Source organism: Solwaraspora sp. WMMD1047 (genome assembly GCF_029626155.1).
Taxonomy (GTDB): Bacteria; Actinomycetota; Actinomycetes; order Mycobacteriales; family Micromonosporaceae; genus WMMD1047.
Genome location: NZ_JARUBL010000001.1, coordinates 4,974,896 through 4,998,675 on the forward strand (window position 1 = coordinate 4,974,896; position 23,780 = coordinate 4,998,675).

Consider the following 23,780-nt stretch of genomic DNA (forward strand, 5'->3'; position numbering starts at 1 on the left):
ATTGTTGCGTACCGGCTCAGTGGCCGGCGGGCGGCGTCTCCGCCTCCATCTGGCGATAGAGGTCGATCTTGTAGTTGAGTACCTTCAGGTCGTCCTCCAGCTCCGCCATCCGGGCCAGCACCCGGTCCCGGTGCGCCTCGAACAGCTCCCGGCGGGCTCCCAGGGTGTGGTCGCCCTGGCGGGCCAGGTCGGTGTAGCGGCGCATGTCGCGGACCGGCATCCCGGTCCGGCGCAGCCTGGTCAGCAGGTGCAGCCAGTCCAGATCCTGCGGGCGGTAGCGGCGCCGACCGGCCGAGTCCCGGCCGACCGGGGCGACCAGGCCCTCCTGCTCGTACCAGCGCAGGGTGTAGGCGGTGAGGCCGACCCGCTCGGCGGCGGCGCCGACCGACAGGGTCGAGTCGTCGACCACCGGGAGCTGTCCGGTGTCGGTTCGCAGTGAGGACTCCACCCGTTCAGGGTTCCAGGCCGAGCCGGCCCGGAGTCAAGTTCATTACCGTCGGTTGCCCGCGTCGGAGTATTTCATCTACCGTTGAGTTCATTGCTCGATGAATTCCGGAGGATCATTCATGGAGACCGCCATCGAGGTTCGCGACCTCGAGATACGACGCGGCAAGCGGCCGGTCCTGCACGGCCTGAGCTGTCGGATCCCGCGTGGCAGCGTCACCGGGCTGCTCGGCCCGAGCGGCAGCGGGAAGACCACTCTGATGCGGGCCGTGGTCGGCGTCCAGATCGTCGCCGGCGGCACGATCACCGTGCTGGGTGAACCGGCCGGCGCACCCCGCCTGCGCCACCGGATCGGCTACCTCACCCAGGCGCCGAGCGTCTACGCCGACCTGACGGTGCGGGAGAACGCCCGCTACTTCGCCGCCCTGCACGGCGTGCCGGCCGCCGACGCGGACCGGGCCGTCGCCGACGTCGGCCTGGCCGGAGCGGCCGGCCAGCTCGTCGGCACCCTCTCCGGCGGCCAACGCAGCCGCGCCTCGCTGGCCTGCGCCCTCGTCGGCGGACCCGAACTGCTGGTGCTCGACGAACCCACGGTCGGCCAGGACCCGGTGCTGCGGGCCGACCTGTGGGCCCGGTTCCACGCGCTGGCCGCGGCCGGCACCACCCTGCTGGTCTCCAGCCACGTGATGGACGAGGCGGCCCGCTGCGACCGGCTGCTGCTCATCCGCCAGGGGCGGCTGATCGCCGAGGACACCCCGGCGGCGGTCCGCGCCGCGGCCGGCACCGACGACCTCGACGAGGCGTTCCTCCGCCTGATCGAGGCGAGCACCAGGGCGGCCGAGTCCGACTCCGGCCGGGCGGTGACCCGATGAACCCTCGCATCCTTGCTGCCACCGTCGGGCGCATCCTGCGCCAACTGCGCCACGACCGGCGTACGGTCGCACTGCTGCTCGTGGTGCCGGCGCTGCTGCTCACGGTGGTCTACTTCATGTACGCCGACCAGCCGTCGGTGCCCGGCCAGCCGACCACCTTCGACCGGGTCGCCCTGGTCATGCTGGGCATCTTCCCCTTCGTGATCATGTTCCTGGTGACCAGCATCGCGATGCTGCGCGAGCGCACCTCGGGCACGCTGGAGCGGTTGCTCACCACCCCGCTCGGCCGGCTCGACCTGCTGTTCGGCTACGGCATCGCGTTCGGGCTCGCGGCGGCCGTGCAGGCGAGCGTCGCGGCCGGCTTCGCCTACTGGGTGTTCGACCTGGACACGGCCGGCAGCAGCGGGCTGGTCATCCTGATCGCCGTGCTCAACGCCGTCCTCGGGGTGGCCCTGGGGCTGTTCTGCAGCGCCTTCGCCCGCACCGAGTTCCAGGCCGTACAGTTCATGCCGGTCGTGGTGATCCCGCAGATCCTGCTCTGCGGCCTGTTCGTCGCGCGGGACCAGATGGCCGGCTGGCTGCAGGCGGTCAGCGACGTCCTGCCGCTGTCGTACGCGGTCGAGGCGCTCCAGGAGGTCGGCGCGCACGCCGAGCCGACCGGCACCATGTGGCGGGACCTCGCGGTGGTCGGCGGTGCCGTGCTGGTGGCGCTGGTGCTCGCGGCGGCCACCCTGCGGCGGCGGACCGGCTGACCGCGTACCGGATCGGCGCGCCGGCGCGGCGCGGTGGGTGAGTGAGGGACGGCGATGGCACGACGGACCGGTCGACGGCCCGGCAACCCGGACACCCGGGAGGCGATCCTCGCCGCCGCCGGGTCGGCGTTCGCCGAACGCGGGTTCGACCGCGCCTCGATCCGCGCCATCGCCACCGACGCCGGGGTCGATCCGGCGCTGGTGCACCACTACTTCGGCACCAAGGACCAGCTCTTCCTGGCCACCATCCGCTCCCCGGTCGACCCGCGCGCCCTGCTGCCGGAGGTGCTGGCGGGCGGGGTCGACGGGCTCGGCGAGCGGCTGGCGCGGCTCTTCCTGCGGGTCTGGGACTCGCCCGCCGGCGCGGGCGGAGTGGCCCTGCTGCGGTCGGCGGTGGGCAGCGAGTGGGGCAGCCGGCTGCTCCGCGAGTTCCTGGTGACGCAGGTGTTGCGCCGGGTGCTGGCCCAGGTGGACCTCGATCCCCGGGAGGCGCCGCTGCGCACCTCCCTGGTCGCCTCACAACTGCTGGGGCTGGCCACGATGCGCTACATCGTCAAGCTGGAGCCGCTGGCGTCGGCGCCGGCCGAGGCGGTGGCCGCCGCGGTCGGCCCCACCCTGCAGCGCTATCTCACCGGCGACCTGGCCGACGCCGCCGACCTGCTGACGACGCCGGCGCCGCCGACCGCCACCGGGCCGGGCGGCGCCGGCGCGGCGCCGCCGGCTGACCGGTGACATCCGGCGGCTGACCGGTGCCGCCTGCGGCTGACTGACCGGTCAGGCCCGGTCCCCCCGGGCGGCGGGGTTGGGGTGGGCGATCGGCTCCGCGTGCGTCTCGTGGCCGGGGTGTTCGCGGCCGCGCCGGCAGATCACCGGGTGCAGGAGCCGGACCAGGTCGGCGTGGCCGCACAGTGGGCGGGGGAACGCCAGCCTGGCCCACCGGGGCGCGGTGTACGCGCCGAGCGCCACCAGTAGCCCGTAGCGGTCCATCCGCACCACCCTCGGCTCCGGGGAGCCGGCGGGGACCCGCTCGGCGCTGGCGCCGAGCTGGCGGCGGATGAAGTCGGCGATCTCCGGCGCGTGGTGGTCGGCGAGGTCGGCGAGCAGGTCCCGCTCGATGCGGTGCAGCGGATCCGGCTCGGCCTCGGCGTACTCCTTGGGGTCGATGTCGATCATCGCGCCGGCGCGTTCCAGCCGGACCTCGGCGGCGTCGAACCGGTAGATCGTCAGCCGGGTGCCGACGTCGAGCAGGTCACCGGTCGGGTCGACGTCGGCGAAGTCCAGCGCGGCCCGGCGGGCGTCGGGTCCGGTCAGCGGCGCGGCCCAGCCGGAGATCCAGACCCGGCCCAGCGACGGCGCGCCGGCCGCCGGCGGCAGGTCCTGGACGTCGAGCACCACGGCGGCGTCGTCCGCGCCGGTCACCGGCAGCAGCGCCAGGGCTAGATCGTCCACTATCGACACGAGCAGCAGCACCCGGCCCTGCCGGTCGACGGCGTGGCGGACCTGGTGGGCGCCGGGACGGTAGGCGACCTGCACCCGCCCGGCCAGGTGGCCGGTGGCCAGGGTTCGGGCGACCTCGGCGGGACTGGGCTGCATGACACGGACCTCCGACACGGGTTAGGCTCGCCTTAGTAAGGTGAGGCTAACCTACAGAACCGGAGACGTCCACGTGAACAAGCCGCGACCCAAGGCGAAGTTGTCCCGTGCCCTGGGCATCCCGCTCACCCGCAAGTGCGTCAGGTACTTCGAGCGGCGCCCGTTCCCACCCGGGGTCCACGGCCGGCAGCGCCGCCGCACCTCCGACTACCAGGTCCGGCTCCTGGAGAAGCAGCGGCTCCGGCACCAGTACAACATCAGCGAAACCCAGCTCCGGCGCGCTTTCGACGACGCCGTGCAGGGCCCGGGCAAGACCGGCGACAGCCTGGTCAGCCTCCTCGAACGGCGACTCGACGCGGTGGTCCACCGGGCCGGCCTGGCCCGCACCATCTACCAGGCCCGCCAACTCGTCGCGCACGGACACTTCACCGTGGACGGAACGAAGGTGGACCGGCCGTCGTACCGGCTGCGGCCCGGCCAGGTGGTCGCGGTCCGGGAGCGCAGTCGCAGCAAGCCGCCGTTCCAGCTCGCGGCGGCCGGCGCGCACGCCCCCGAGGGACCCGGCGCCGCGTACCTGTCGGTGAGCCTCGCCGACCTGCGCGCCACCCTGGTCCGCGAACCGGCCCGGCGCGAGGTCCCGGTGATCTGCGACGAACAGCTCGTCGTCGAGTACTACTCACGCTGAGGCGTAACCCGGCCCGGTCGGGGTAGGCAGCGGGGTCCATCGACGGTAGATACGAGGAGACTCCCATGCCGTACATCACCGTCGGCGCGGAGAACTACGCGCCGATCGACCTGTACTACGAGGACCACGGCTCCGGGCAGCCGGTGGTGCTCATCCACGGGTTCCCCTACGGAGGTTCGTCCTGGGAGAAGCAGGTGGGTCCGCTGCTCGACGCCGGCTACCGGACCATCACCTACGACCGGCGCGGCTTCGGCAATTCCAGCCAACCCGCCATGGGCTACGACTACGACACCTTCGCGGCCGATCTGAACACCATCATGACCGACCTGGACCTACGGGACGCCATCCTCGTCGGGCACTCGATGGGGACCGGTGAGGTGACCCGCTACCTCGGCGCCTACGGCTCCGAACGGGTCAGCAGCGCGGTGCTGATCAGCCCGCTGGCGCCGTTCCTGCTGAAGACGCCGGACAACCCGGACGGGGTGGATCAGAGCCTGTTCGACGGGTTCAAGCGGGACATCGTGGCGGACCGGTTCAAGTACCTGACCAGCTTCGTCACCTCGTTCTTCAGTTTCGAGGAGAACCGCGGCAAGCGGGTCAGCGACGAGGCGTTCCGGGCGCACTGGAACATCGGTGCCCGGGCGTCGGCGATCGGCACCCTGCACAGCGTCGACGCGTGGCTCACCGACTTCCGGCCGGACCTGCCCCGCATCGACGTTCCGGTGCTGATCATCCAGGGCGACAAGGACGCCGTGCTGCCGTACCCGGTGACCGGGCAGCGACTGCACTCGATGCTGCCCGGCAGCAAGCTGGTGACCCTGCAGGGGGCGCCGCACGGCATCCCGTGGACGCACGGCGACGAGATCAACCGGGCGATGATGGAGTTCGTCGCCCGGGCACCGGCCATGTCGGCCCGCTGACGCCGACCGACCAGCCGGGTGGCGGCCACCATCTGGTGGCGCCACCCGGCACCGCGTCCGCCCAGCCGGGCCGGTCGCTGGCGCGTCTGGTACAGCCGGGCCGCCCGCTAGCGCGTTTGTTCCAGCCAGGACGCGAAGAGCTGGCCGTAGATCGAGTCCGGGTCGCGGACCAGGTCGTCGTGGGGGCCACGCTGGACGATCCGGCCCCGGTCGACCACGATCACCTCGTCCGCGGACTGGGCGGTGGAGAGCCGGTGCGCGATGGCGACCGTGGTCCGCCCCCGGGTCACCGCGTCCAGGGTGCGCTGCAACCGGACCTCGGTCGCCGGGTCCACCGCGCTCGTCGCCTCGTCCAGCACCAGCAGGTCCGGGTCGGCGACGTACGCCCGGGCCAGCGCGACCAGCTGGCGCTCCCCGACGCTCAGCGCCTCGCCGCGCTCACCGACCGGGGTGGCCAGCCCGGCCGGCAGGCCGTCCACCCAGTCCGCCAGGCCCAGCTCGGTGAAGGCCAGCGCCAGCTCCTCGTCGCTGAGGCCGGGCCGGCCGAACCGGACGTTGTCGGCCACCGTCGCGTCGAACAGGAAGCCGTCCTGCGGCACCATCACCACCCGGGACCGCAGCGAGGCGAACCGCACCCGGTCCAGCGGTACGCCGGAGAGCAGCACCTGCCCGGCGGTGGGGTCCATCAGCCGGGTGAGCAGCTTGGCGAAGGTGGTCTTGCCGCTGCCGGTCTCGCCGACCACCGCCACCCGGCTCTTGGCGGCGATGTCGACGGTGACGTCGGAGAGCACCGGCGGGCCACCCGGATAGGCGAAGTTCACCCCGACGAAGCGGACGTCGAGCGGGCCGGCCGGCAGCGGCACCCCCTCGGTACCCGGGTCGGCGACGTCCGGCTCCACATCGAGCACGTCCAGCACCCGACGCCAGCCGGCGATCGCGTTCTGCGCCTCGTTGAGCACCTCGGTGGCGATCTGGATCGGCTGGATGAAGAGGGTGACCAGCAGCAGGAACGCGGTCAGCTCGCCGATGCCCAGCTCACCCGCCACCCCCAGCCGGACGCCGAGCAGCACCACCGCGGCCAGCGCCACTCCGGCGGCGATCTCGCCGGTGGAGAAGCTGATCACGCTGGTCCGGATCGCCCGCTGCTGCGCCACCCGGTGTCCGTCGATGGCCTCGTCCAGCCGGGCGGCGGTGCGCGCGGAGACGCCGTACGCGCGGATCACCGGCGCCCCGACCACGCTTTCGGAGACCACCGCGAGCAGGGTGCCCATCCGCTGCCGGACCTGCCCGTAGGCGGCGGCCAGCCGGCGCTGGAAACCCCGGATAACCAGCAGCGCCGGCACGAACGCGGCGAAGACCACGAGCGTCAACTGCCAGGAGTAGACCGCCATCACGATCGACGTGACGAGCACCTGACCGACGCTGACCAGCAGGATGACGCCGCCCCACTGGAGGAACTGGGTGATCTGGTCGACGTCGCTGGTCACCCGGGACACCAGCGACCCGCGCCGTTCCGACTGCTGGTGCAGCATGGACAGGTCGTGCACATGTCGGAACGCCCGGGTCCGGACCCCGGCCAGCGCGGTCTCGCTGACCGTGAAGAGCCGGCGCATCATCAGGTAGCCGCAGCAGGTGGTGATCACCAGGACCGCGGCGGTCACGGCCACCACCAGGCCGACCACGTCCAGGTCCGGCCCGCCCGAGGCCCGCAGGCCACGGTCGATGCCCTGCTGCACGGCCACCGGCACGGCGGCCCGGCCGATCATCGACACCAGCGCCAGCAGCAGCGTGCCGGCCAGCCCGATCCGCAGTTCCGGGCTGAGCGCCAGACCCCGCCGCAGGGTGCGCCAGGTGCCCTCGGTCCGCTCGACGCCGGGGGCCGCGGCCGTCACAGCGTCACCCCTTCGCCCTGGTACGCGGCGTCCCGCTCGAAGCCGCGTTCCCGCTCCCGCTCCGCCTCGGCCTTCTCGTACGCGGTGACCAGGTTGGCGTAGCCGGGGCTGGTGGTCAGCAGCTCGGGGTGGGTTCCCCGGGCGATCACCCGGCCGTGCTCCAGGTAGACCACCTCGTCGGCGAGGGCGATGGTGGCCCGGCGGTAGGCGACCACCAGGATCGAGGTCGGCGCCGGCCGCTCGGGTGCGTCGACCCGGCCGCCGCGCAGCGCGGCCAGGATGGCCGCCTCCACCCGGGGGTCGACCGCGCTGGTCGCGTCGTCGAGCACCAGCAGCCGCGGGCGGCCGGCGAGTGCCCGGGCCAGGGTGAGCCGTTGCCGCTGACCGCCGGAGAGGGTGGTGCCCCGCTCGCCGACCATGGTGTCGAGCCCGTCGGGCAGCGCGCTGATGAAGCCGTCCGCCTCGGCCAGCCGCAGTGCCCGCCACACGTCGTCGTCGGTGAGGCCGGCCCGGTCCAGCGTGACGTTGGACCGGACGGTGTCGTCGAAGACGAACGGCACCTGCGCCACCAGCGCGGTGTTGGCGGCCAGCGAGGCGGCGGTAAGCGACCGGATGTCCACCCCGTCCAGGCTGACCGAGCCGGCCTGCGGGTCGACCAGCCGGACGGCGAGCGAGGCGATCGTCGACTTGCCGGAGCCGGTGGGGCCGACGATCGCGACCGTGCGGCCGGCCGGGACCGTGAACGACACGTCCTTGAGCACCGGCGTCGGGTCGGCGTCGGCGCTCGACAGCGGACCGGCCCGCTGCGGGTCGCCGGGTTCGTCGGGTGGGCCGGCCTCGCCGGCCGCGTAGCCGAACCGGACCCGGTCGAAGGTCAGGGTGACCGGACGGCCGGTGTCGGGCAGTTCGTCGGCGCCGTACGGCATCTCGCCGGTGGCGGTGAGCACGTTCTGCACCCGGTCCCAGCCGGCCACGCTGCGGGGCAGTTCGGCGAGCACCCAGCCGATGGCCCGGACCGGGAACGCCAGCACGGTGAAGAGGAACGCCACCGAGACCAGCTCGGTGACGCTTATCGCACCCTGACCCAGCCGGGCCGACCCGACCAGCAGGACGGCCAGCGTGCCGAGGCTGGGCAGCGTCTCCAGCATCGGGTCGAAGATGCCGCGCAGCCGGCCCACCGAGATCAGCGCGTCCCGCAGCTCGCCGGCCCGGGCGGCGAACCGCTCGGTCTCGGCCGCCTCCCGACCCATCGTCTTGACCACCAGCGCCCCGTCGAAGCTCTCGTGGGCGATCGCGCTGACCTCGGCGCGCAGCTGCTGGGCCCGGGCCTGCCGGGGCGCCATCCGCCGGGAGTAGACGACGTTGAGGGCGAACAGCGCGGGGAAGATCGCGACGCCGACCAGGGCGAGCACCCAGTCGGTGACGAAGAGCGACCCGATGGCGGCGAAGAGCATCACCACGGTGCCGACCGCGAACGGCATCGGCGCGATCGGGAACCAGGTGGCCTCGACGTCGGAGTTGGCGTTGCTGAGCAGGGTGCCGGTGGCGTGCCGGTGGTGCCAGGACAGCGGCAGGTCGAGGTACTGCCGGGTGACCCGGCGGCGGTAGCTGGCCTGCAGCCGGAACTGCATGTAGCCGGCGCCGAGCCGGCGGCCGAAGATGCCGACCACCCGCAGCAGGCTGATCGCCAGCAGGGCCGCGGCGCCGAGGGCGACGAGCGCCGCGTCGGCCCGGCCGCGCTCGAACGCCGGCACCACCACCTCGCCGACGATCGTCCCCACCGTGTACGAGGTGACGATGATCAGCAGGCTGAACAGCACGCTGCCGACGACCGACACCGCGAAGATCCGCGGCTGCTCCCGGATCGCCCTGCCCAGTACCCCCAGCCCACGGCCGAGCACGTCCCGACTTGTCCTGGTCGTCGCCACGCTCTCCCCCGCCGTAAGCCATCGCCCGTCAACCTCATCCTTACCGACAAGTGCCATCGGCGACGAACCGGTATCGATTGTGTCAACCGTCACACGCTGGGCGGATCTACGATCGGAGGATGCCGAGGTACGCAGATTCCGAGCGCCAGTCGCTGGCCGATCTCCTGCTCGCCGTCGGGCCGGACGCGCCGACGATCAACGAGGGCTGGATGACCCGCGACCTGGCCGCCCACCTGATTCTTCGGGAACGCCGGCCGGACGCCGCCGCCGGAGTTGTGCTCAAGCCGCTTCGCGGGTACGCCGACCGGGTCCAGTCCGCGCTGGCGGCCAAGCCCTTCCCTGAGCTGGTGACCCAGGTGCGCAACCCGCCGTGGTGGAGTCCGGTGAGCAACCGGCTGGTCGAGGAGCTGACCAACACCATGGAGTTCTTCGTCCACCACGAGGACGTCCGCCGGGCCCAACCCGGCTGGCAGCCCCGGGAGCTGCCGCACGGGCTGCAGGCGGCGCTCTGGAAGCGGGTGCCCGGCCTGGCCCGGCTCAGCCTGCGCCGGTTCCCGGCCCGGCTGCTCATCCAGGCGCCCGGGCACGGCGAGGGGCGGGCCGGTGCCGGCGGCGAGGACCTGCGCCTGGTGGCGCCGCCGGGTGAGCTGACGCTGTTCCTGTTCGGCCGCCAGCGGGTGGCCCGGGTCCAGTTGGACGGTCCGGCGGAGCTCACCGGCCGGCTCCGCAACGCCCACCTCGGGGTCTGACACCACGCGCTTCGATCCGCCGGCGCCGACGCGGGGCGGGCGGATCAGCCGACCGGACCGGGTACTTCGGCCGGGCGGACCGGGGGAATGCCGACCGGCCGGGCCGCTCGGCGCGGAAATCGGGCGGTTCATCGTGCCACAGTGGAGCGGACCGGCAAGTTGGCAAGATTCGCGCGATACCATCGCGCACCGCTGCGTGTCGTCGTAGTTCCACCTCCTCACCGGCTATCCATCGACAGCGCGTACCTGACTGCGGCAGGTCGGCGTCGGATCGGAGACGCACCGACGTCGTAACGGCATCCATCAGCCCGGGCGTATCGGCGAACCCCCTCACCGCCGTGCGTCGTCGTCGTGTCGCCCTCCGACGGCACCGGATGGTGGGCCAGCACCGACGTCGGCGCCTCCGCGACGCGCGCCCCACCGCGCGGGTTCGCGCGCGACAGGGGGCACCATGCGAGACTTCGCCGCCACGGCGCTGATCGGCCCGCCGTTCCCGGCCCGGACGAGCCGGTACGCGGCGGACGTCGGCGCCCGGTCGTCCCGGTGGGCGGCCGAGATCGGGCTGGCGGCCACGGCGGCCGCCGCCGCCCGGCTGGACCGGGCGAACGCCGGCGACCTCGCCGGCCGGGCCTGCCCGGACGCCGACCTGGACCACCTGCAACTGTTGGCCGACCTGTTCAGTTGGCTGTTCACCTTCGACGACAGTTGCGACGACGACGGGCTGGGTGACGACCCGAGCCGGCTGGCGCCGGTGGTCGGCCGGCTGCTCGACGTACTCGATCTGCTCGGCGGTCCGGACCCGGCGGCCGCCGTGGCGCCCGCCGGGCCGACCGGCGTCGGGCTGCACGACCTGTGCCGGCGCCTCCGCGCGCAGCGGCAGCCGTACCTGCTGCTGCGCTTCACCGCGCAGTTCCGCAGTTATCTGCTCGCGCTGCTCTGGGAGGCCGCGAACCGGCAGCGGGCCCGGATACCCGCGGTCGAGGAGTATCGGCAGATGCGCCGGCACACCGGCGGCGTGCATCCCAGCTTCACCCTGACCGACCTGGCCCACCACGCGCTGCCGGACGCCGGCCGGCGGGCCGATCCCCGGCTCTCCGCGTTGGACGGGCTCGCCGCCGACCTGGTCTGCTGGTGCAACGACCTGTTCTCCTACGACAAGGAGAGCCGCGACGGGCACAACCTGGCCCGGGCGATCGCCCAGGAGACCGGGCAGGACGAGGCGGCCGCGCTGGCCGAGGCGGCCGGCCGCTTCAACGCCGGCATCGAGTCGTACCTGCGGCTGGAGGCGGCGATGCTGCCGGGCGCCGACCCGGCCGTGACCCGGATGCTCACCGCCCGCCGGTGCTGGATCCGTGGCACCTACGACTGGTCGCTGCACTCCACCCGCTACCACTGATCCACCTGGCTTTGCTATTCCGGAATGACGGATTATCGTATCCTGATGGATGCCGATGACATCTCCCGATCGCTGGCCGAACTCGGCCGGCGGGTGGCCGCCCTGGAAGCCGGCGCACCGGCGGGGACGCCCACCGCACCCCCCGCGGTGGAGAAGCTGCTCGAACGGTTACGCGGCGGCCCGGACTCCGCCGACGTCGTGCTCTACGCCGGCGTCGGCGGTTGGGACGGCCAGACGTTGGCCTGGCAGGTCGAACGTGGCTGGGAGGAGATCCGGCAGGCCCCGGCCGAGCGCAGCGCCGCCGTCCTGGCCGCGCTGGGCAACCCGACCCGGGTCCGGATCGCGGTCGAGCTGCTGCGCCGCCGCCTCACCACCGCCGAACTGGCGCACCGGCTGAACCAGCCCTCCACCGGCCAGCTCTTCCACCACCTCAAGGAACTGCTCGCGGCCGGCGTCGTCCACCAACCGGAACGAGGCACCTACGCGGTACGCGAGCAGCAGGTCATCCCACTGTTGACGGTGCTGAGCGCGGTGCTGGATCTGCGCCCGTCGGTGCCCGGGGAGGAAGCGTGACGCCCGGGCTCACCGCCGCTCTCGACGCCTACCGCCGCCGGACCCGGACCCCCGGGATCGGCGTGGCGCTGGTGCCGGCCGTGGGCGAGCCGACCGTCGCCGTGGGCGGCGAGCGGGTCCGCGGGCAGGGCGACCCGGTCGAGCCGGCCGACCGGTGGCATATCGGGTCCTGCATGAAGGCGATGACCGCGGTGGTGGTGGCCCGGTTCGTGGACCGGGGCGAACTGGCCTGGTCCACCCCCGTGGCGGAACTGTTCGACGCCGACGCCGCGCACCCCGGGTGGCGGGCGGTGACCCTGGCCGAGGTGCTCACCCACACCGCCGGCGTACCGGCCAACCCCACCGCCGACGAGCTGCGGGCGGCGCTGACCGACCCGACCCCGCTGCCGGTCCAGCGGTCCCGGCTGGCGCGGCAGACCCTGGACCGGCCGCCCGGGCCGAAGGGCCGCTTCCGCTACTCCAACCTGGGCTACACCCTCGTCGGCGCGGCGCTCGAACGGCGTACCGGTGCGCCGTTCGAGGAGGTCCTCGCCGCCGAGGTGCTGCGCCCGCTCGGCATGACCACCGCCGGGTTCGGCCCGCCGGCCGCCGACCAGCCCTGGGGACACCGCGCCCGGTTCGCCGTCCGGGGGCTCGGCGTCGGCCGGGGTCCGGCCGTCGGACCGGCCGACCGGTCGCTGCGGCATCCACCGGACAATCCGCCGGTCCTCTCCCCGGCCGGGCGGCTGCACCTGGGCCTGTCGGACTGGGCGGCGTTCATCCGGATCTTCCTGGCCCGGCCCGAGAGCCTGGTCAGCGCCGGGTCGCTGGAGCGGATCGTCACGCCGCCCGCCGGGGCCGAGCAGGGCATGGGCTGGTGGGTCCCCGGCGGCGGGTCGCTGCGGTACCGGGTGGCCTACGCCCAGCAGGGCTCGAACGCCCGCTGGGTGGCCACCGCCGTCGTCTCCCCGGACCGGTCCGCCGCCGCACTCATCACCTGCAACGACGGCCGCACCCGGATTCTCACCAGCGTCCTGAACTTCGGTATCGGTCTGCTGCCACCGGCTGCCCCACACCCACAACCCGACGCAGCCCGAACCCGCTAGCTCAGCGCTCCTCCCCGCCCGGCTCAACTCTCAGTCGTCGGTGTCCCGGATGTGGGTGGCGACCGGTGTGCCGGCCACGCAGGCCACCTCGACCTCGATGTCGTGGTCGGAGCCGGCGAAGGTGACCTCCGCGTCGTCGTCCGGACCACGGTCGACGTCGGCGGCCCGGTAGCCCTGGGCCGGCGTCCACGACACCAGCGCCACGTCCGCGCCGCGGCACTCGGCGACCACGGTGCCGCCCGGGGTCGCCAACGCCCGCCGGGACTCCGGCACACCGGGACCCGGCGTGCCGCCCGGTGACTGGCCGGGTTCCGTTGACTGGCCGGGGTCCGTTGACCGGCCGGGGTCCGATGGTTCGGCGGTGCCCGGTGGCCGGGCCGAGCCGGGGGCCGGGCCGATGCCCGGCGGCTGGGTCGGGGCGGCGACCAGGCGGGCCACCTCGTCGGCGTCGCGAACCTCGCCGGCCGGGCCGGTGAGGCCGGCCCCGATCACCTGTACGGCGGCGAGCCCGGTGCCGGTGGCCGCCACCGCGGCGACCAGCCACCCGGCGATCGCCAGCGCGGTCCGTCGTGCCATCCCCCGACTATGCCCGGTCCCTGGTTAAGGCGGGCCCCGGCCGACCCTAAGAGGTGGTTAACGAGGCAGCTCACCGGCGGACCGACCGGATACCGTGCTGGCGTGGCCCGCCTCCTGCTGATCGAAGACGACCCGGCGATCCGGACCCCGCTGCTGCGGGCGCTGCGCGAGCGGGGCCACGCCGTCGCGGCGGCGCACACCGCCATGGCCGGCCTGCAGTCGGTTCTCGACGACCGGCCCGACCTGGTCGTACTCGATCTGGGGCTGCCCGACCTGGACGGGCTGGAGCTGCTCAGGATGATCCGGGCGGTCACCGCCGTACCGGTGATCATCGCCACCGCCCGGGACGACGAGACGGAGATCGTCCGAGGGCTGGACGCGGGCGGCGACGACTACGTGGTCAAACCGTTCACCGCCGCCCAGCTCGACGCCCGGATCCGGGCGGTGCTGCGACGCGGGCCGGCGGCGGGCGGCACCGACTCGGCGCTCGTGGTCGGCGAGCTGCGGGTGGACGTCGGCGCCCGCCGGGCCACCCTGGCCGGCGTCGAGCTGGAGCTGACGCCCCGCGAGTTCGACCTGCTGCACCACCTCGCCGGCCGGGCCGATCAGGTGGTCACCAAGCGGGAACTGCTCACCGAGGTCTGGCAGGTGCCCTACGGCGGCGCCGACAAGACCGTCGACGTGCACCTGTCCTGGTTGCGCCGCAAACTCGGCGAGACCGCCCAGCAACCGCGCTACCTGCACACGGTCCGCGGCGTGGGCGTACGCCTGAGCGCCCCACCCACTGGCGTCAGCGGCGCCGGGACGGACGGTGCCGGGCCGACCAGTGGTGCGGCGGACGGTGGCGGCGGGGTTGGTGGTCCATGAGGCGGCGACTGACGCTGCTGGTGGCGGCGACCATGTGCCTGGTGCTGCTGGCGTTCCTGGTGCCGTTGGCGGTGCTGCTGCGTACCGTGGCTCGGGACCGGGCGGTGGCACAGGCCGGCGCCGACGCCCAGGGGCTGGTGTCGGTGGTCGGCACCGCCGACCCGGAGTCGCTGCGGGTCAGCGCGGAGCAGGTGGCGGCCGCCAGCGGCCGCCCGATCACGGTGTTCCTGCCGGACGGCGCGGTGCTCGGTACCCCGGCCGAGCGGACCGACGGGGTCGAGCTGGCGTCGCGCGGCGAGAGCCTGAGCGTGGACCGGTCCGACGGCCGGGAGATCCTGGTCGCGGTCCAGGGCAGACCGGAGGGTACGGCGGTGATCCGCACCTTCGTGCCGGCCGAGGAGCTGACCCGGGGGGTGTGGCGGGCCTGGCTGGTGCTGGCCGGGCTGGGCGTCGCGCTGCTGCTGCTGGGGTTGCTGGTCGCCGACCGGCTGGCGCGGGCGTTGACCGCCCCGATCGCGGAGCTGGCCACCGTGTCGCATCGGCTGGCCCGGGCGGAGCTGTCCGCCCGCGCGCGACCGGCCGGGCCGCCGGAGCTGCGCGAGGTGGCCGGCGCGCTCAACCACCTGGCCGGCCGGATCCAGGAGCTGCTGCGCGACGAGCGGGAGCAGGTGGCGGACCTGTCGCACCGGCTGCGTACCCCGTTGACGTCGTTGAAGCTGGAGTCGGAGTCGTTGGCCGACCCGGCGGAGGCGGCCCGGATCACCGCCCGGGTGGACGACCTGGAGCGGGCGGTGACCGGGCTGATCCGGCAGGCCCGCTGGCGGGGTACCGAGGGTGCGACCGTGGCCGCCTGCGACGCCACGGCGGTGGTCCGGGACCGGGTGGAGTTCTGGTCGGTGCTCGCCGAGGACACCGACCGGCCGGTCACCCTGGACCTGGCCGAGACACCGTTACCGGTACGGGTCGGCGCCGACGAGTTGGCCGCCGCCGTGGACGCGCTGCTGGGCAACGTCTTCGCGCACACCCCGGACGGGACGGCGTTCGGGGTGAGGCTGGCCGGGCGGCCCGGCGGTGGTGCCCGGCTGGTCGTCACCGACCAGGGTCCGGGGCTGCCGGCAGGGCTGGCCGGGTCCGGTGTGCTGCGACGCGGGGCGAGCGCCGCCGGCTCGACCGGACTCGGCCTCGACATCGTGCGGCGGGCCGCCACCGACAGCGGCGGCACGATGTCCGTGTCCAACGCTTCGCCCGGCGGCGCCCTGATCACCGTCGACCTCGGTCCCCCACCTGAGCCCATGAACCGCTCGCGATCACGGTCGACGGACGGAAGCAATCACGGTCCGGCTCACGAGATGAACGCCAGTTACCCTAAAACCGCGACGTAGGGTATCTGACGTTCACCTCGTACCGGACGGCGGCGATCTTGAGGAGCCATCGTGAGCGGCTGTGCCCGCTGGTAAGACATCCGTAGCGCCCACGTCGGGCGTGCCGGCGGCGAGCAGGCAGTCCCCGGCGACCGGCTGATCGGTCGGGCGTTGATCAGCCAACCGCTGACCCCTGGTCGGACTCGGCGTGCCGAACGTCCACCGCGATGACGTTGCCGAATACCTGGACCCGGATCGGCGACTCGCCGCGTACGCCCACCGCCCACGACAGGACACCCTCGAAATCACCGGTCCGGACGACCTCGGTCACCGCGAACGTGCCGGCGCCCCGGAGCCGCTCAGGGCCGGTGTACGTCGGCTCGCCCGTCCCGGTTCGCTCGCGACCGGACGCGAGCCGCATGCGGACGACGACCACGGCGTCGCCCTGGATGCTCACCTCCGCGCCGGAGCCGTCTTCGGTGATCGGCCGATCCTCGTACGACACCTCGTAACCGGGCGCGCCGTCGCCGAACTGGAACGTGACCCGGTCGTAGCCGGCGTGGAGCCCGGTCTCCACGTCGGTCAGGAGGTGGAACTGGTCGGACGGGCCGGTGTTCTCCGGTTGAGTGTCGGTGCCGGGCAGCACATCGGTGGACCGGCCCCGCGCGTCGATGGCGACGGCCATCTCCTGGTCGGCGGTGTACCCGATCACCCGATCGGTCGCCGACTGGTCGACCGGCACCACCCAGGCCCGGGTGTCCGTTCCGGCGACGGGTGACGGGCGGAAACCCGCGGTGCCCTCGTCCGTGGTCGCGACCAGGACACGGGGCAGTTCGGGGGCGGCCAGCCCGCCGATCGCCCGGAGGTCGCCGGGCACGTCGAGCGGGCTCACCGTGAGCTCGCGGTCCGACCCGCCCGCGCTCCAGCAGGCAGGGTCACCCCCGCGACCGTCGGCGCGGGCGACCAGACAGACTTCCTCGGCGGTCCGGACGGCTACGACATCGAACCCGTCGTAACGGGCGACGACGGTCCGTTCGCCGGGCGGCCCGCCGTCATCGCCGTCCTGGCCGTCCTGGCCGTTGTCGCCGTTGCCGTCGTCCGGTGGCGGTGCGGTGAAGTCGAGGTTCGCCATGATCTGGTCGACCACCCTGCTGTTGCGGGAGAAGTCGCGCCCGGGTGCGTCGTGGGTCGTCGCGAGGAAACTGCCGTCCGCGATGTCGACCACCCAGGTGTACGCGAGCGTGCCCTCGTCGAGCAGTCCCTCCCCGGTGGCTTCGTCGACCACGGCGACGGCCTCGCGCCCGTCGACCATGGCTGAGTCGCGGGAGCGGACCTCGCCGAACGCGTCGGACGACGAGGTGGTGCGGTATCCAACGTCCGTGGACCGCAGGACGACCGCGACGTCGGGCTCGGTACCCTCGGTCACCGAGATGGGCTCGGGGTCGAAGTAGCTGCATGTCTGCACCACGTCGCCGGGGTTGGTGTGCCAGTCGGCGGGGTATCGCGCGACGTACCCGACTTCGTCGTTGGTGCACTCCGCCAGTTCGGGAGCGGGAGTGGTCTCCGTCGGGGTGGTCGGCCCGCCGGTTCCGTTCCCGGGGTTGTTCGCGCATGCGCTCAACGCCAGCAAGACGGCGGCGGAGAGCGGCCAGATGCGTCGCATGTCTGACCTCCTTCGTAGACGGGCAGGAAACTGCGGTTTGCCGTTCCGGACCCGGCCGATCGGCCGGCTGCCCGGCTCCTCACCGGGCGGCGAGTTCGTACGCCCGGATGATGGTCTGCTCGACCCTGTTGCCACCCTCGTCGGTGGCGGTGGCGCGCAGTGACACGAACCGGGCCGCTGAGTCGTGTCGGATGCGCGCCAGCCAGCCGTGGCCGACCGAGGTGACCGGAACCTCGGCCCAGGTGTCACCGTCGTCGGGCGATGCTTCGACGACGAGGTCGTCCACCGGCGGCGTACCGTGCTGGGCTTCTACGGTGACCGGCACGAACGCGGCCGGCCCGGCCGGCATCCGGTTGTGCCGGTCGAGGAACGGCGCGAACCGTACGACGGTCAGTGGTAGCGGTCGGGGTTCGGGGTCGACGACGTGTCTGGACTGGAACGTCCAGGCCACGTCGACCGTGGTCGAGAGGTGTGCGGTGCCCGGCAGCCGGGCCAGGGTCGTCTCCAGTCCCAGGTTCGTGGCACCGGGGGGCACGTCGAACTCGCCGGTACCCGGGCGGCTGGTCTCGTCGACCAGTTCGCCGTCTGCGTACAGGGCGGTACGCGTGCCGAGGTAGTCGATCAGGAAGGTGGTGCCGGGGTGCCCGGCGCGGTCGGTCTGCAGCGGCACGTCGACCTGGATGGTGTCGCCCAGCCTCGTCGCCGCCGTCGAGCCGTCCGGGCTGACCAGACCGGGGCCGATCACAGCGGCGTTCCAGCTGTCCACCTGCCACCGGCCCGGCTCGTAGCTGGTCGGCACCGTCCGCAGCGTGCGCAGGTTCGGTTGCTGTTCGAACTCGATCTGCCACGTTTCGTCGCCGGTTGTGACGTGCAGGTCCAGCGTGGCGGGCAGGTCCACCTCCGGAAGTCGCCCGGACGTCGACGTGCCGAGGAACGGTCCGGTGGCGACGATCTCGCCGGAGCCGGTCTGGTCGGTGCCGGTGCTGAAGGCGTACAGCCGCAGCGTGGCGAGCTCGTGCCGGTGGACGTCCCGCCGCAGGCCGGTGGGCAGCCGGCCGCCCTCGAACCAGGCGAGTGCGTAACGGTCGTTGCTGTCGGTGCCCCAGAATCCACGATCCTGGTCTCGAACTGGTGCGCGTCGAGCTCGGGGCCGAGCTGGCCGATGTGGTTGCGGTCCAGGCCGACGAGGTTGCTCGAAAACCGCCGGGTGTCCTCGGCCAGCTGCAGTTCGTAGCCGATCAGGCCGCGTTGCAGCTCAGCGGTATCGTCCGGAACGGTCACCTCGACGGCCCTCGCCGAACGGGCGTCCACCTCGATCGAGGTGTCCCCGGTCACCTCCAGCAACGGTTGCACCAGTAGGGCCAGCCCACCGTCGGGGGTGGGGAATCGGGCGTCCAGGTGATACCGGCCTGGCGCGATCCGGACGGCGGTCTCCGTCCCGTGCGAAGCGCCGGCGAACCACCACTGCCGTTCCTCGTCGTGATCCTGAAGTCGCATGCTGTAGTTGTCGCTGGGTTCGCCGTCCCGATCGACGAAGGCGAACGTGACGGTGTAAAGTTCCGCCTCCTGGTGGATACCGAACGGCGTGGTGGTGGTGCTGCCGTCCGGGGAGACTGCCGTGAGGCGTCCGGAGTAGTGCCCGTTCGGGCCACCAAGGCTGGTGTCGGCGGTCAGCGTCGTCGCGGCAGTGCCACCGCCCGGCACCTCCAGCGCGCTGTCGGCGAGCGTGAACATCCCTTCGGCCGGCGCCTTTCCGTCCGGCCCGAACGCCATCACCGACAACTCCAGCGCGACGTTCTCGGTACCGGTGTTGACGTACGTGACGGTCCGTTCGACCGGGTCATCGTCAGAGTGCGGCCATCGCCGTACTCCGAGGTCGACGCTCGCGGGCTCGGTGGTGACGGTCTGCTCGACTGCGGTAGCCACGTCCAGCAGTCCCGCGCCCTGCTGGTACGCCGGTTCGCCGGTACGCGGATCGGCCGAGGCCATCAGCCTGGCCTTGAGCTCGGCCGGGGCAAGATCCGGTTCGGCTTCGAGCAGCAGGGCCGCCGCACCGGCGACGAGCGGGGCGGACAGTGAGGTTCCCGAGTCGCGGACGTAGTCGTTGTCGACGGGCACGCCGATGTAACCCTCGCTGGCGCGAGCGCCGGTGACCTCGACACCCGGGGCCAGGAGGTCCGGCTTGACGACGGTCGCACCCGCCCGGGGTCCCGGGCTGGACTGCTCCCAGATGACGCCGTCCTTGTCCACGGCACCCACACCGACAGCCGACCGCGCGCTGGCCGGCGATTCCACCGTTCCGTCAGCCGCCCCGGCATTGCCCGCTGCGGCCACGAACAGCAGGCCAGCCTGCTGAGTGAGCCGGTCGACCGCCTGCTCGAACGGATGCGGAGTCGTCTCGGCCCGGACGGTCGCGCCGAGACTCAGATTGACGACCTGCGCACCCTGGTCAGCCGCCCACTGCATGCCCTCGATCACAGCCGACTCGCGGAACGTGCCCTCCGCGTTCGTGACCTTGCCGTCGAGCAGGGTCGCGCCCGGCGCCAGGCCGCGATACGTCCCGCCTGACGCCGCGCCCGTACCGGCGGCCGCCGATGCGACGAGCGTGCCGTGGCCCGACTGGTCACCCGCTTCCTCAGCGGTGAAGTTCGCCACCTCCGCGACGCGTCCGGCGAGGTCGGGGTGGCTGGCGTCGATGCCCGAGTCGAGGACGGCGATCGTCACGCCCTCGCCGGTGAGGCCGGCGTCCCAGGCGGCCGGCGCGTTCACCAGGGCGGTACTCTCGTCCAGCCTCGTGTGGCCGGTGGCATCGAGCCAGACCCGCTCGACGCCGTTGAGCGATCGTGATCCGGCAGCGGTCATCGCCGACCAGAACTCCGCTGCCCTGGTCTTGTCGACCTCGGCGGCCAATCCGTCGACGGCGGGAAGTTCGCGGCCCGGCGCGGCGCCGGCGCTGGCGAGCGCCGTGCCAGCGGACGCCGGTGCGGCCGGCGCGGAGACGATGAGCGGCACGGTGTCGGTGTTCGCGTCGTCGTATCCGGCCTCGATCAGCAGACTGACGTCGAACAATCGGCCGTCGAGTGTGCGGTTCGCCAGGTAGCGACTCGCGTCGGAGGGAACCACCTCGAGGCGGTCACCCGCCGACGAGATGTGGAAGGAGACCTCCTCGCGACCTGCGGCTGGTTCCACCCGGGCACGGCCGAGGTCGCCGTCCACGACGACAACCCGGTCGCCGGTCACGAGGGTGACACGGACGTCGTCACCAGCTTCCGTCCCGGTTGAGGTCTCGGCTGTTCGCTGTGCGTCGCTGGGTGGGGTCGGCTCGACGGTGCCGGGTCCGGTTCTCGCGGCGGCCGCGACAACGACGAGTGAAAGCATGACGGGGAGCCGTTCCATGATCAGCCTCTGGTAGATCGTTCAGGGCGGTACACCAATTCGCTACCCACGAGGCGCTCGCTCATACACACCTCCCTCCCGGTCCTAGATTGAACGTCGGCGGAACCGGGGCTCCCGTTGCGGCGTGCCGTGCTGGTCCAGCCAGCCCACGAAGCGGCGGTGCAGCACTCCAGCGTGGGTGTTGGGCAGGTCGCTCATCGCTCGGACCAGGTGCGAGGTGAGGTAGAGCGACAGTGACACCGGGGCGCGCTCGTACTCGGCCCGCAACTCCTGGCGGCGAGTGCCGCACGGCCAGGGCATCCCGCAGCCGGCGCAGTCCCAGGCCGGGGTCACCGGCTCGTGGCTGCTCATCGCCCCTCCCGGGGCCAGTGGCCGCGATTGACCGGCACCCGGTGCCTGACCCGGCACGGCAGATCCGAGCCGCACCGGCACACGAACCGCCAGCTCCGCCAGGACCAGGTCGGGCGATGCCGCCAGGCGAAGGTCGTCGCGACGATCCGCAGGTACTCGTCATAGCTCACGCGGCGGGGCACCGGCGTCTTCCGCTGTCGCAGTATTGGTGGTCCGAATCCGCCGGAGAGTGTCCCGGTGGGAAATGGCGGAATCGTGAAGCGGGTGATCTTCGGGTCCCCGTCCTCCTGCGGCATCTGGGTCTCCGTCCGTGTCGAGAGAGTCGGCCGGGCCGGCGCCCGGGGTGCGCATTGTTGTTTCGCAACACCCCGGACACCGGATCTGCGGCCCGGTGTCCGTGCGGGGGCGAATTCGGGGCTCGCACGGACACCGGGGGTCGGTGATTTCTGGTTGTCCTCCACCCTGGACTGTGGTGGCGGAATAGCAGAAGATGGATAGCGCGCATGGACGAACCAGGTGTCAGGACGACCAAGCGACAGGCGGGGATAATCATGAATGACTATCAGGATCTGCCGGCCCGACTCCGGAGCCTGCGGGCCGGCCGGAAGCTGACCCAGGACAAGCTCGCGGCGGCGCTCAAGGTGTCGAAGTCCTTGATCCAACAATTCGAGTCGGGGAAGCTGATTCCGCAGGACGACACCGCCGCCGATCTCGACGAGTTCTTCGGTACGGGCACCGAGATCCGCAAGCTGGCCAAGGAGGGACGGGAAGATCGCCAGCCGTGGCTTCGGTCCTGGGTCGAACAGGAACGCCGCGCACTGCTCCTGCGGACATGGGAACCGATGGTGGTGCCGGGCTTGCTGCAGTGCGAGGCGTATATGCGCGAGGTCTTCGCTGCGACGCCACGCAACGCCGGCCGCGTCGACGACCTGGTCGCCAACCGCCTTCAGCGTCAGGCGGACACGATCCACCGGGACGACAATCCTGTCGCTATGTCCGCCATAATCGGCGAGATGGCACTGCACCGAGGGCCGAAAGAGACGCTCAAGAAGCAGGTGGGCCACCTCGTCGATGTTGGCCATCTGCCGCATGTCAAGATCCGTCTCATCCCGGCCGAAGACGAAATGATCCACGCCGGACTCAGCGGTCCCCTCGTCATCGCCTACCTGACGGACGGCCGCCGAGCGGGCCTGCTGGACAACCAGTTGACCGGCCAGCCTGTCACGGGCCATAGCGACCTGGGACAGCTGGAGCTAACATGGTCAGAGATCGACGCACTGGCGCTGCCCGTCGTCCAGACGCGAGACGCGATGCTGAGGATGATCAATGACCGCAACCTCTGAGCCGAGCTGGCGGAAGTCCACCCGCAGCAACGGCACCGGCAACTGCGTCGAGGTGGCCGACAACCTCCCAGGGCGGGTGTGCGTCCGCGACTCCAAGGACCAGACCGGCCCCACCCTGACCTTCGGCCCGACCGCCTGGCACTCCTTCGTGCAGGGCCTCAAGCGCTAACCCAGGTCAGAGCCCTTCGAGAAGCAGCTTTCCGTCCGGCGAGTAGAAGTAGTCACGCGTCTGCCGAGCCCAGTCTTCGATCGTCGGGTCCTCCGCGTGTGACAACCATTCGGCAAGATGCGCGTGCTCGTCGGCGTACCCGTGCTCTGAGAGCCACCGCAGCGTTTCGTGGCGGCCGGCACCGAAGATGGCCTGGGCGTCGAAGCCGACGCCCAGGTCCATGTCGCCGGTGTGGAACTTCGCGGCATACAGGCGGCACGAGTCCGCGGGATCACCGATCAGGAACAGCAGGAAGGCTGCCACGTAGATCTGCTCGTACTCGTCGCTCTCGCCGCTGTCCGGACCTTCGCGCCAGGACCGTTCGAGGTCGAAGATCTCCCGCAGCATCGCGTGGTGGGAACGCGGGTGCTCGACGTCCACCATCCGGAGCGCTTCCCGGCGCGACGCCGGACTCGACAGGTCCACAACCTTGGCCACGCGAGCACGGTAGCCCAGCGTCGCTCATCAACCTGATGAGTCTCCTTTGGACAGCCGTTTCGGGTCTACTACGAAACCCGCTCCGTAGCGTCGAGGTAGCTGCGGACAGCGGCCATCAAGGTTTGGAGTGTCGTGTGGGTGAGCTGGCCGGCCGGTCCGGCGACCGATGCCGGATCGAGGGACCGCACCCGGGAGAGATCAATGACAGCGGCGGTCGGCCAGTCCTGTCGACTCAGTGGCACGAGGAACGCAGGCACGAGGTCGGGTGCGCTCGTTCGCGGAGCGGGGCCACGAGACCGTGGTTCGGGTTGTATCGATCCGCCGTGACCACGACGACCCGCAGCTGGTGGCTACCCACCGTGTACTGCAGAATGCTGCCCCGCCTCACCCAGCAGCCCAGGACTCGTCACGGTGGGCGGAAAACTCGTCCAAGGCCGCTCGCTCACTCTCGTCGGCCTCGGCGTCCCATTGCCGATACGCCTCCAGCGCCGCAGCCTCCAGGTACTCAGCCAGAGCGGCGTTGACGGTGCCGGACATCGTGGCCCCGGGCGTGTGCGCGACGTGCGCGGTGAGCATCCGGTCGACCTCAGGCCGCATCGACAGCGTACGTTTGATCGCCTGCGTCATACCACCGGGCACCCCCCTGCTCGCTGCGCTCCGACCGTTCTCAAACGCTCCGTAGCCAACA

At 72.2% G+C, this 23,780-nt stretch carries 24 protein-coding genes; 13 read left to right on the plus strand and 11 right to left on the minus strand.

Annotated features, from left to right (window positions below):
- Positions 1 to 16 precede the first annotated feature (16 nt).
- Positions 17 to 448 carry a MerR family transcriptional regulator gene (locus tag O7627_RS22530; RefSeq protein ID WP_278095484.1) on the minus strand — a complete coding sequence of 144 codons (432 nt, stop codon included), beginning with the start codon at positions 446 to 448 and terminating at the stop codon, positions 17 to 19.
- 118 nt (positions 449 to 566) lie between these two features.
- Here O7627_RS22530 and O7627_RS22535 point away from each other — a divergent pair, with 118 nt between their 5' ends.
- The 3 genes from O7627_RS22535 to O7627_RS22545 are packed head-to-tail and all read left to right on the plus strand — an operon-like array spanning position 567 to position 2,800.
- Entirely contained in the window at positions 567 to 1,316 is a 750-nt protein-coding gene (locus O7627_RS22535) for an ABC transporter ATP-binding protein (RefSeq protein ID WP_278095485.1), read from the plus strand.
- Complete coding sequence (locus O7627_RS22540; RefSeq protein ID WP_278095486.1) at positions 1,313 to 2,068, plus strand: ABC transporter permease; 756 nt, start codon at positions 1,313 to 1,315, stop codon at positions 2,066 to 2,068. Before O7627_RS22535 ends, O7627_RS22540 begins: the two co-directional genes overlap by 4 nt.
- Positions 2,069 to 2,122: 54 nt before the next feature.
- Positions 2,123 to 2,800 (plus strand): TetR family transcriptional regulator, encoded by a 678-nt coding sequence (locus tag O7627_RS22545; protein WP_278095487.1) that lies wholly within the window; start codon positions 2,123 to 2,125, stop codon positions 2,798 to 2,800.
- 42 nt (positions 2,801 to 2,842) lie between these two features.
- Here the strand turns inward: O7627_RS22545 and O7627_RS22550 are convergent, their stop codons facing one another.
- Entirely contained in the window at positions 2,843 to 3,661 is an 819-nt protein-coding gene (locus tag O7627_RS22550) for a DUF2470 domain-containing protein (protein ID WP_278095488.1), read from the minus strand.
- A 73-nt stretch (positions 3,662 to 3,734) separates the two neighbouring features.
- Between O7627_RS22550 and rpsD the strand changes: the two genes are divergently transcribed.
- A complete protein-coding gene (gene rpsD, locus O7627_RS22555; protein WP_278095489.1) occupies positions 3,735 to 4,346 on the plus strand; it encodes a 30S ribosomal protein S4 in 612 nt (203 codons plus the stop codon).
- Between the two features lie 65 nt (positions 4,347 to 4,411).
- Entirely contained in the window at positions 4,412 to 5,266 is an 855-nt protein-coding gene (locus tag O7627_RS22560) for an alpha/beta hydrolase (RefSeq protein WP_278095490.1), read from the plus strand.
- A 107-nt stretch (positions 5,267 to 5,373) separates the two neighbouring features.
- Here the strand turns inward: O7627_RS22560 and O7627_RS22565 are convergent, their stop codons facing one another.
- Positions 5,374 to 7,158: an ABC transporter ATP-binding protein gene (locus O7627_RS22565; RefSeq protein WP_278095491.1), complete on the minus strand. Its 1,785-nt coding sequence runs from the start codon at positions 7,156 to 7,158 to the stop codon at positions 5,374 to 5,376.
- Entirely contained in the window at positions 7,155 to 9,059 is a 1,905-nt protein-coding gene (locus O7627_RS22570; protein ID WP_278098380.1) for an ABC transporter ATP-binding protein, read from the minus strand. Before O7627_RS22570 ends, O7627_RS22565 begins: the two co-directional genes overlap by 4 nt.
- A 146-nt stretch (positions 9,060 to 9,205) precedes the next feature.
- Here O7627_RS22570 and O7627_RS22575 point away from each other — a divergent pair, with 146 nt between their 5' ends.
- The 4 genes from O7627_RS22575 (at position 9,206) to O7627_RS22590 (ending at position 12,889) form a co-directional block, all read left to right on the plus strand.
- A complete protein-coding gene (locus O7627_RS22575; RefSeq protein WP_278095492.1) occupies positions 9,206 to 9,835 on the plus strand; it encodes a TIGR03085 family metal-binding protein in 630 nt (209 codons plus the stop codon).
- Between the two features lie 451 nt (positions 9,836 to 10,286).
- Positions 10,287 to 11,231, plus strand: coding sequence for a terpene synthase (locus O7627_RS22580; RefSeq protein WP_278095493.1), 945 nt, complete (start codon positions 10,287 to 10,289; stop codon positions 11,229 to 11,231).
- Positions 11,232 to 11,276: 45 nt separating this feature from the next.
- On the plus strand, positions 11,277 to 11,804 hold the full coding sequence (locus tag O7627_RS22585; RefSeq protein ID WP_278095494.1) for a helix-turn-helix domain-containing protein: 528 nt from the start codon (positions 11,277 to 11,279) through the stop codon (positions 11,802 to 11,804).
- On the plus strand, positions 11,801 to 12,889 hold the full coding sequence (locus O7627_RS22590) for a serine hydrolase domain-containing protein (protein ID WP_278095495.1): 1,089 nt from the start codon (positions 11,801 to 11,803) through the stop codon (positions 12,887 to 12,889). The genes O7627_RS22585 and O7627_RS22590 overlap by 4 nt, the downstream gene beginning before the upstream one ends.
- Before the next feature lie 30 nt (positions 12,890 to 12,919).
- On the opposite strand, the gene O7627_RS22595 is transcribed toward O7627_RS22590, so the two are convergent.
- On the minus strand, positions 12,920 to 13,465 hold the full coding sequence (locus O7627_RS22595) for a septum formation initiator (protein ID WP_278095496.1): 546 nt from the start codon (positions 13,463 to 13,465) through the stop codon (positions 12,920 to 12,922).
- A 102-nt stretch (positions 13,466 to 13,567) separates the two neighbouring features.
- Here O7627_RS22595 and O7627_RS22600 point away from each other — a divergent pair, with 102 nt between their 5' ends.
- A complete protein-coding gene (locus O7627_RS22600) occupies positions 13,568 to 14,332 on the plus strand; it encodes a response regulator transcription factor (RefSeq protein ID WP_278095497.1) in 765 nt (254 codons plus the stop codon).
- Entirely contained in the window at positions 14,329 to 15,714 is a 1,386-nt protein-coding gene (locus O7627_RS22605) for a HAMP domain-containing sensor histidine kinase (RefSeq protein WP_278095498.1), read from the plus strand. The genes O7627_RS22600 and O7627_RS22605 overlap by 4 nt, the downstream gene beginning before the upstream one ends.
- Before the next feature lie 154 nt (positions 15,715 to 15,868).
- Here O7627_RS22605 and O7627_RS22610 read toward each other — a convergent pair whose 3' ends face one another.
- From O7627_RS22610 to O7627_RS22625, 4 genes are all read right to left on the minus strand, one after another.
- A complete protein-coding gene (locus O7627_RS22610) occupies positions 15,869 to 17,356 on the minus strand; it encodes a hypothetical protein (protein WP_278095499.1) in 1,488 nt (495 codons plus the stop codon).
- A gap of 79 nt (positions 17,357 to 17,435) precedes the next feature.
- A complete protein-coding gene (locus O7627_RS22615) occupies positions 17,436 to 18,155 on the minus strand; it encodes a hypothetical protein (RefSeq protein WP_278095500.1) in 720 nt (239 codons plus the stop codon).
- Positions 18,098 to 20,596, minus strand: a complete 2,499-nt coding sequence (locus tag O7627_RS22620) for a S8 family serine peptidase (RefSeq protein ID WP_278095501.1) — start codon at positions 20,594 to 20,596, stop codon at positions 18,098 to 18,100. Before O7627_RS22620 ends, O7627_RS22615 begins: the two co-directional genes overlap by 58 nt.
- Positions 20,597 to 20,836: 240 nt before the next feature.
- A complete protein-coding gene (locus O7627_RS22625) occupies positions 20,837 to 21,103 on the minus strand; it encodes a flavin reductase (RefSeq protein WP_278095502.1) in 267 nt (88 codons plus the stop codon).
- Between the two features lie 551 nt (positions 21,104 to 21,654).
- Here O7627_RS22625 and O7627_RS22630 point away from each other — a divergent pair.
- Together O7627_RS22630 and O7627_RS22635 are read left to right on the plus strand one after the other, a co-directional pair.
- Positions 21,655 to 22,446: a helix-turn-helix transcriptional regulator gene (locus O7627_RS22630; RefSeq protein WP_278095503.1), complete on the plus strand. Its 792-nt coding sequence runs from the start codon at positions 21,655 to 21,657 to the stop codon at positions 22,444 to 22,446.
- Positions 22,430 to 22,615, plus strand: a complete 186-nt coding sequence (locus O7627_RS22635; RefSeq protein WP_278095504.1) for a DUF397 domain-containing protein — start codon at positions 22,430 to 22,432, stop codon at positions 22,613 to 22,615. Before O7627_RS22630 ends, O7627_RS22635 begins: the two co-directional genes overlap by 17 nt.
- A gap of 6 nt (positions 22,616 to 22,621) precedes the next feature.
- On the opposite strand, the gene O7627_RS22640 is transcribed toward O7627_RS22635, so the two are convergent.
- Together O7627_RS22640 and O7627_RS22645 are read right to left on the minus strand one after the other, a co-directional pair.
- Positions 22,622 to 23,092 carry a hypothetical protein gene (locus tag O7627_RS22640; protein WP_278095505.1) on the minus strand — a complete coding sequence of 157 codons (471 nt, stop codon included), beginning with the start codon at positions 23,090 to 23,092 and terminating at the stop codon, positions 22,622 to 22,624.
- A gap of 384 nt (positions 23,093 to 23,476) precedes the next feature.
- Positions 23,477 to 23,719 carry a hypothetical protein gene (locus O7627_RS22645; protein WP_278095506.1) on the minus strand — a complete coding sequence of 81 codons (243 nt, stop codon included), beginning with the start codon at positions 23,717 to 23,719 and terminating at the stop codon, positions 23,477 to 23,479.
- Between the last annotated feature and the right edge of the window lie 61 nt (positions 23,720 to 23,780).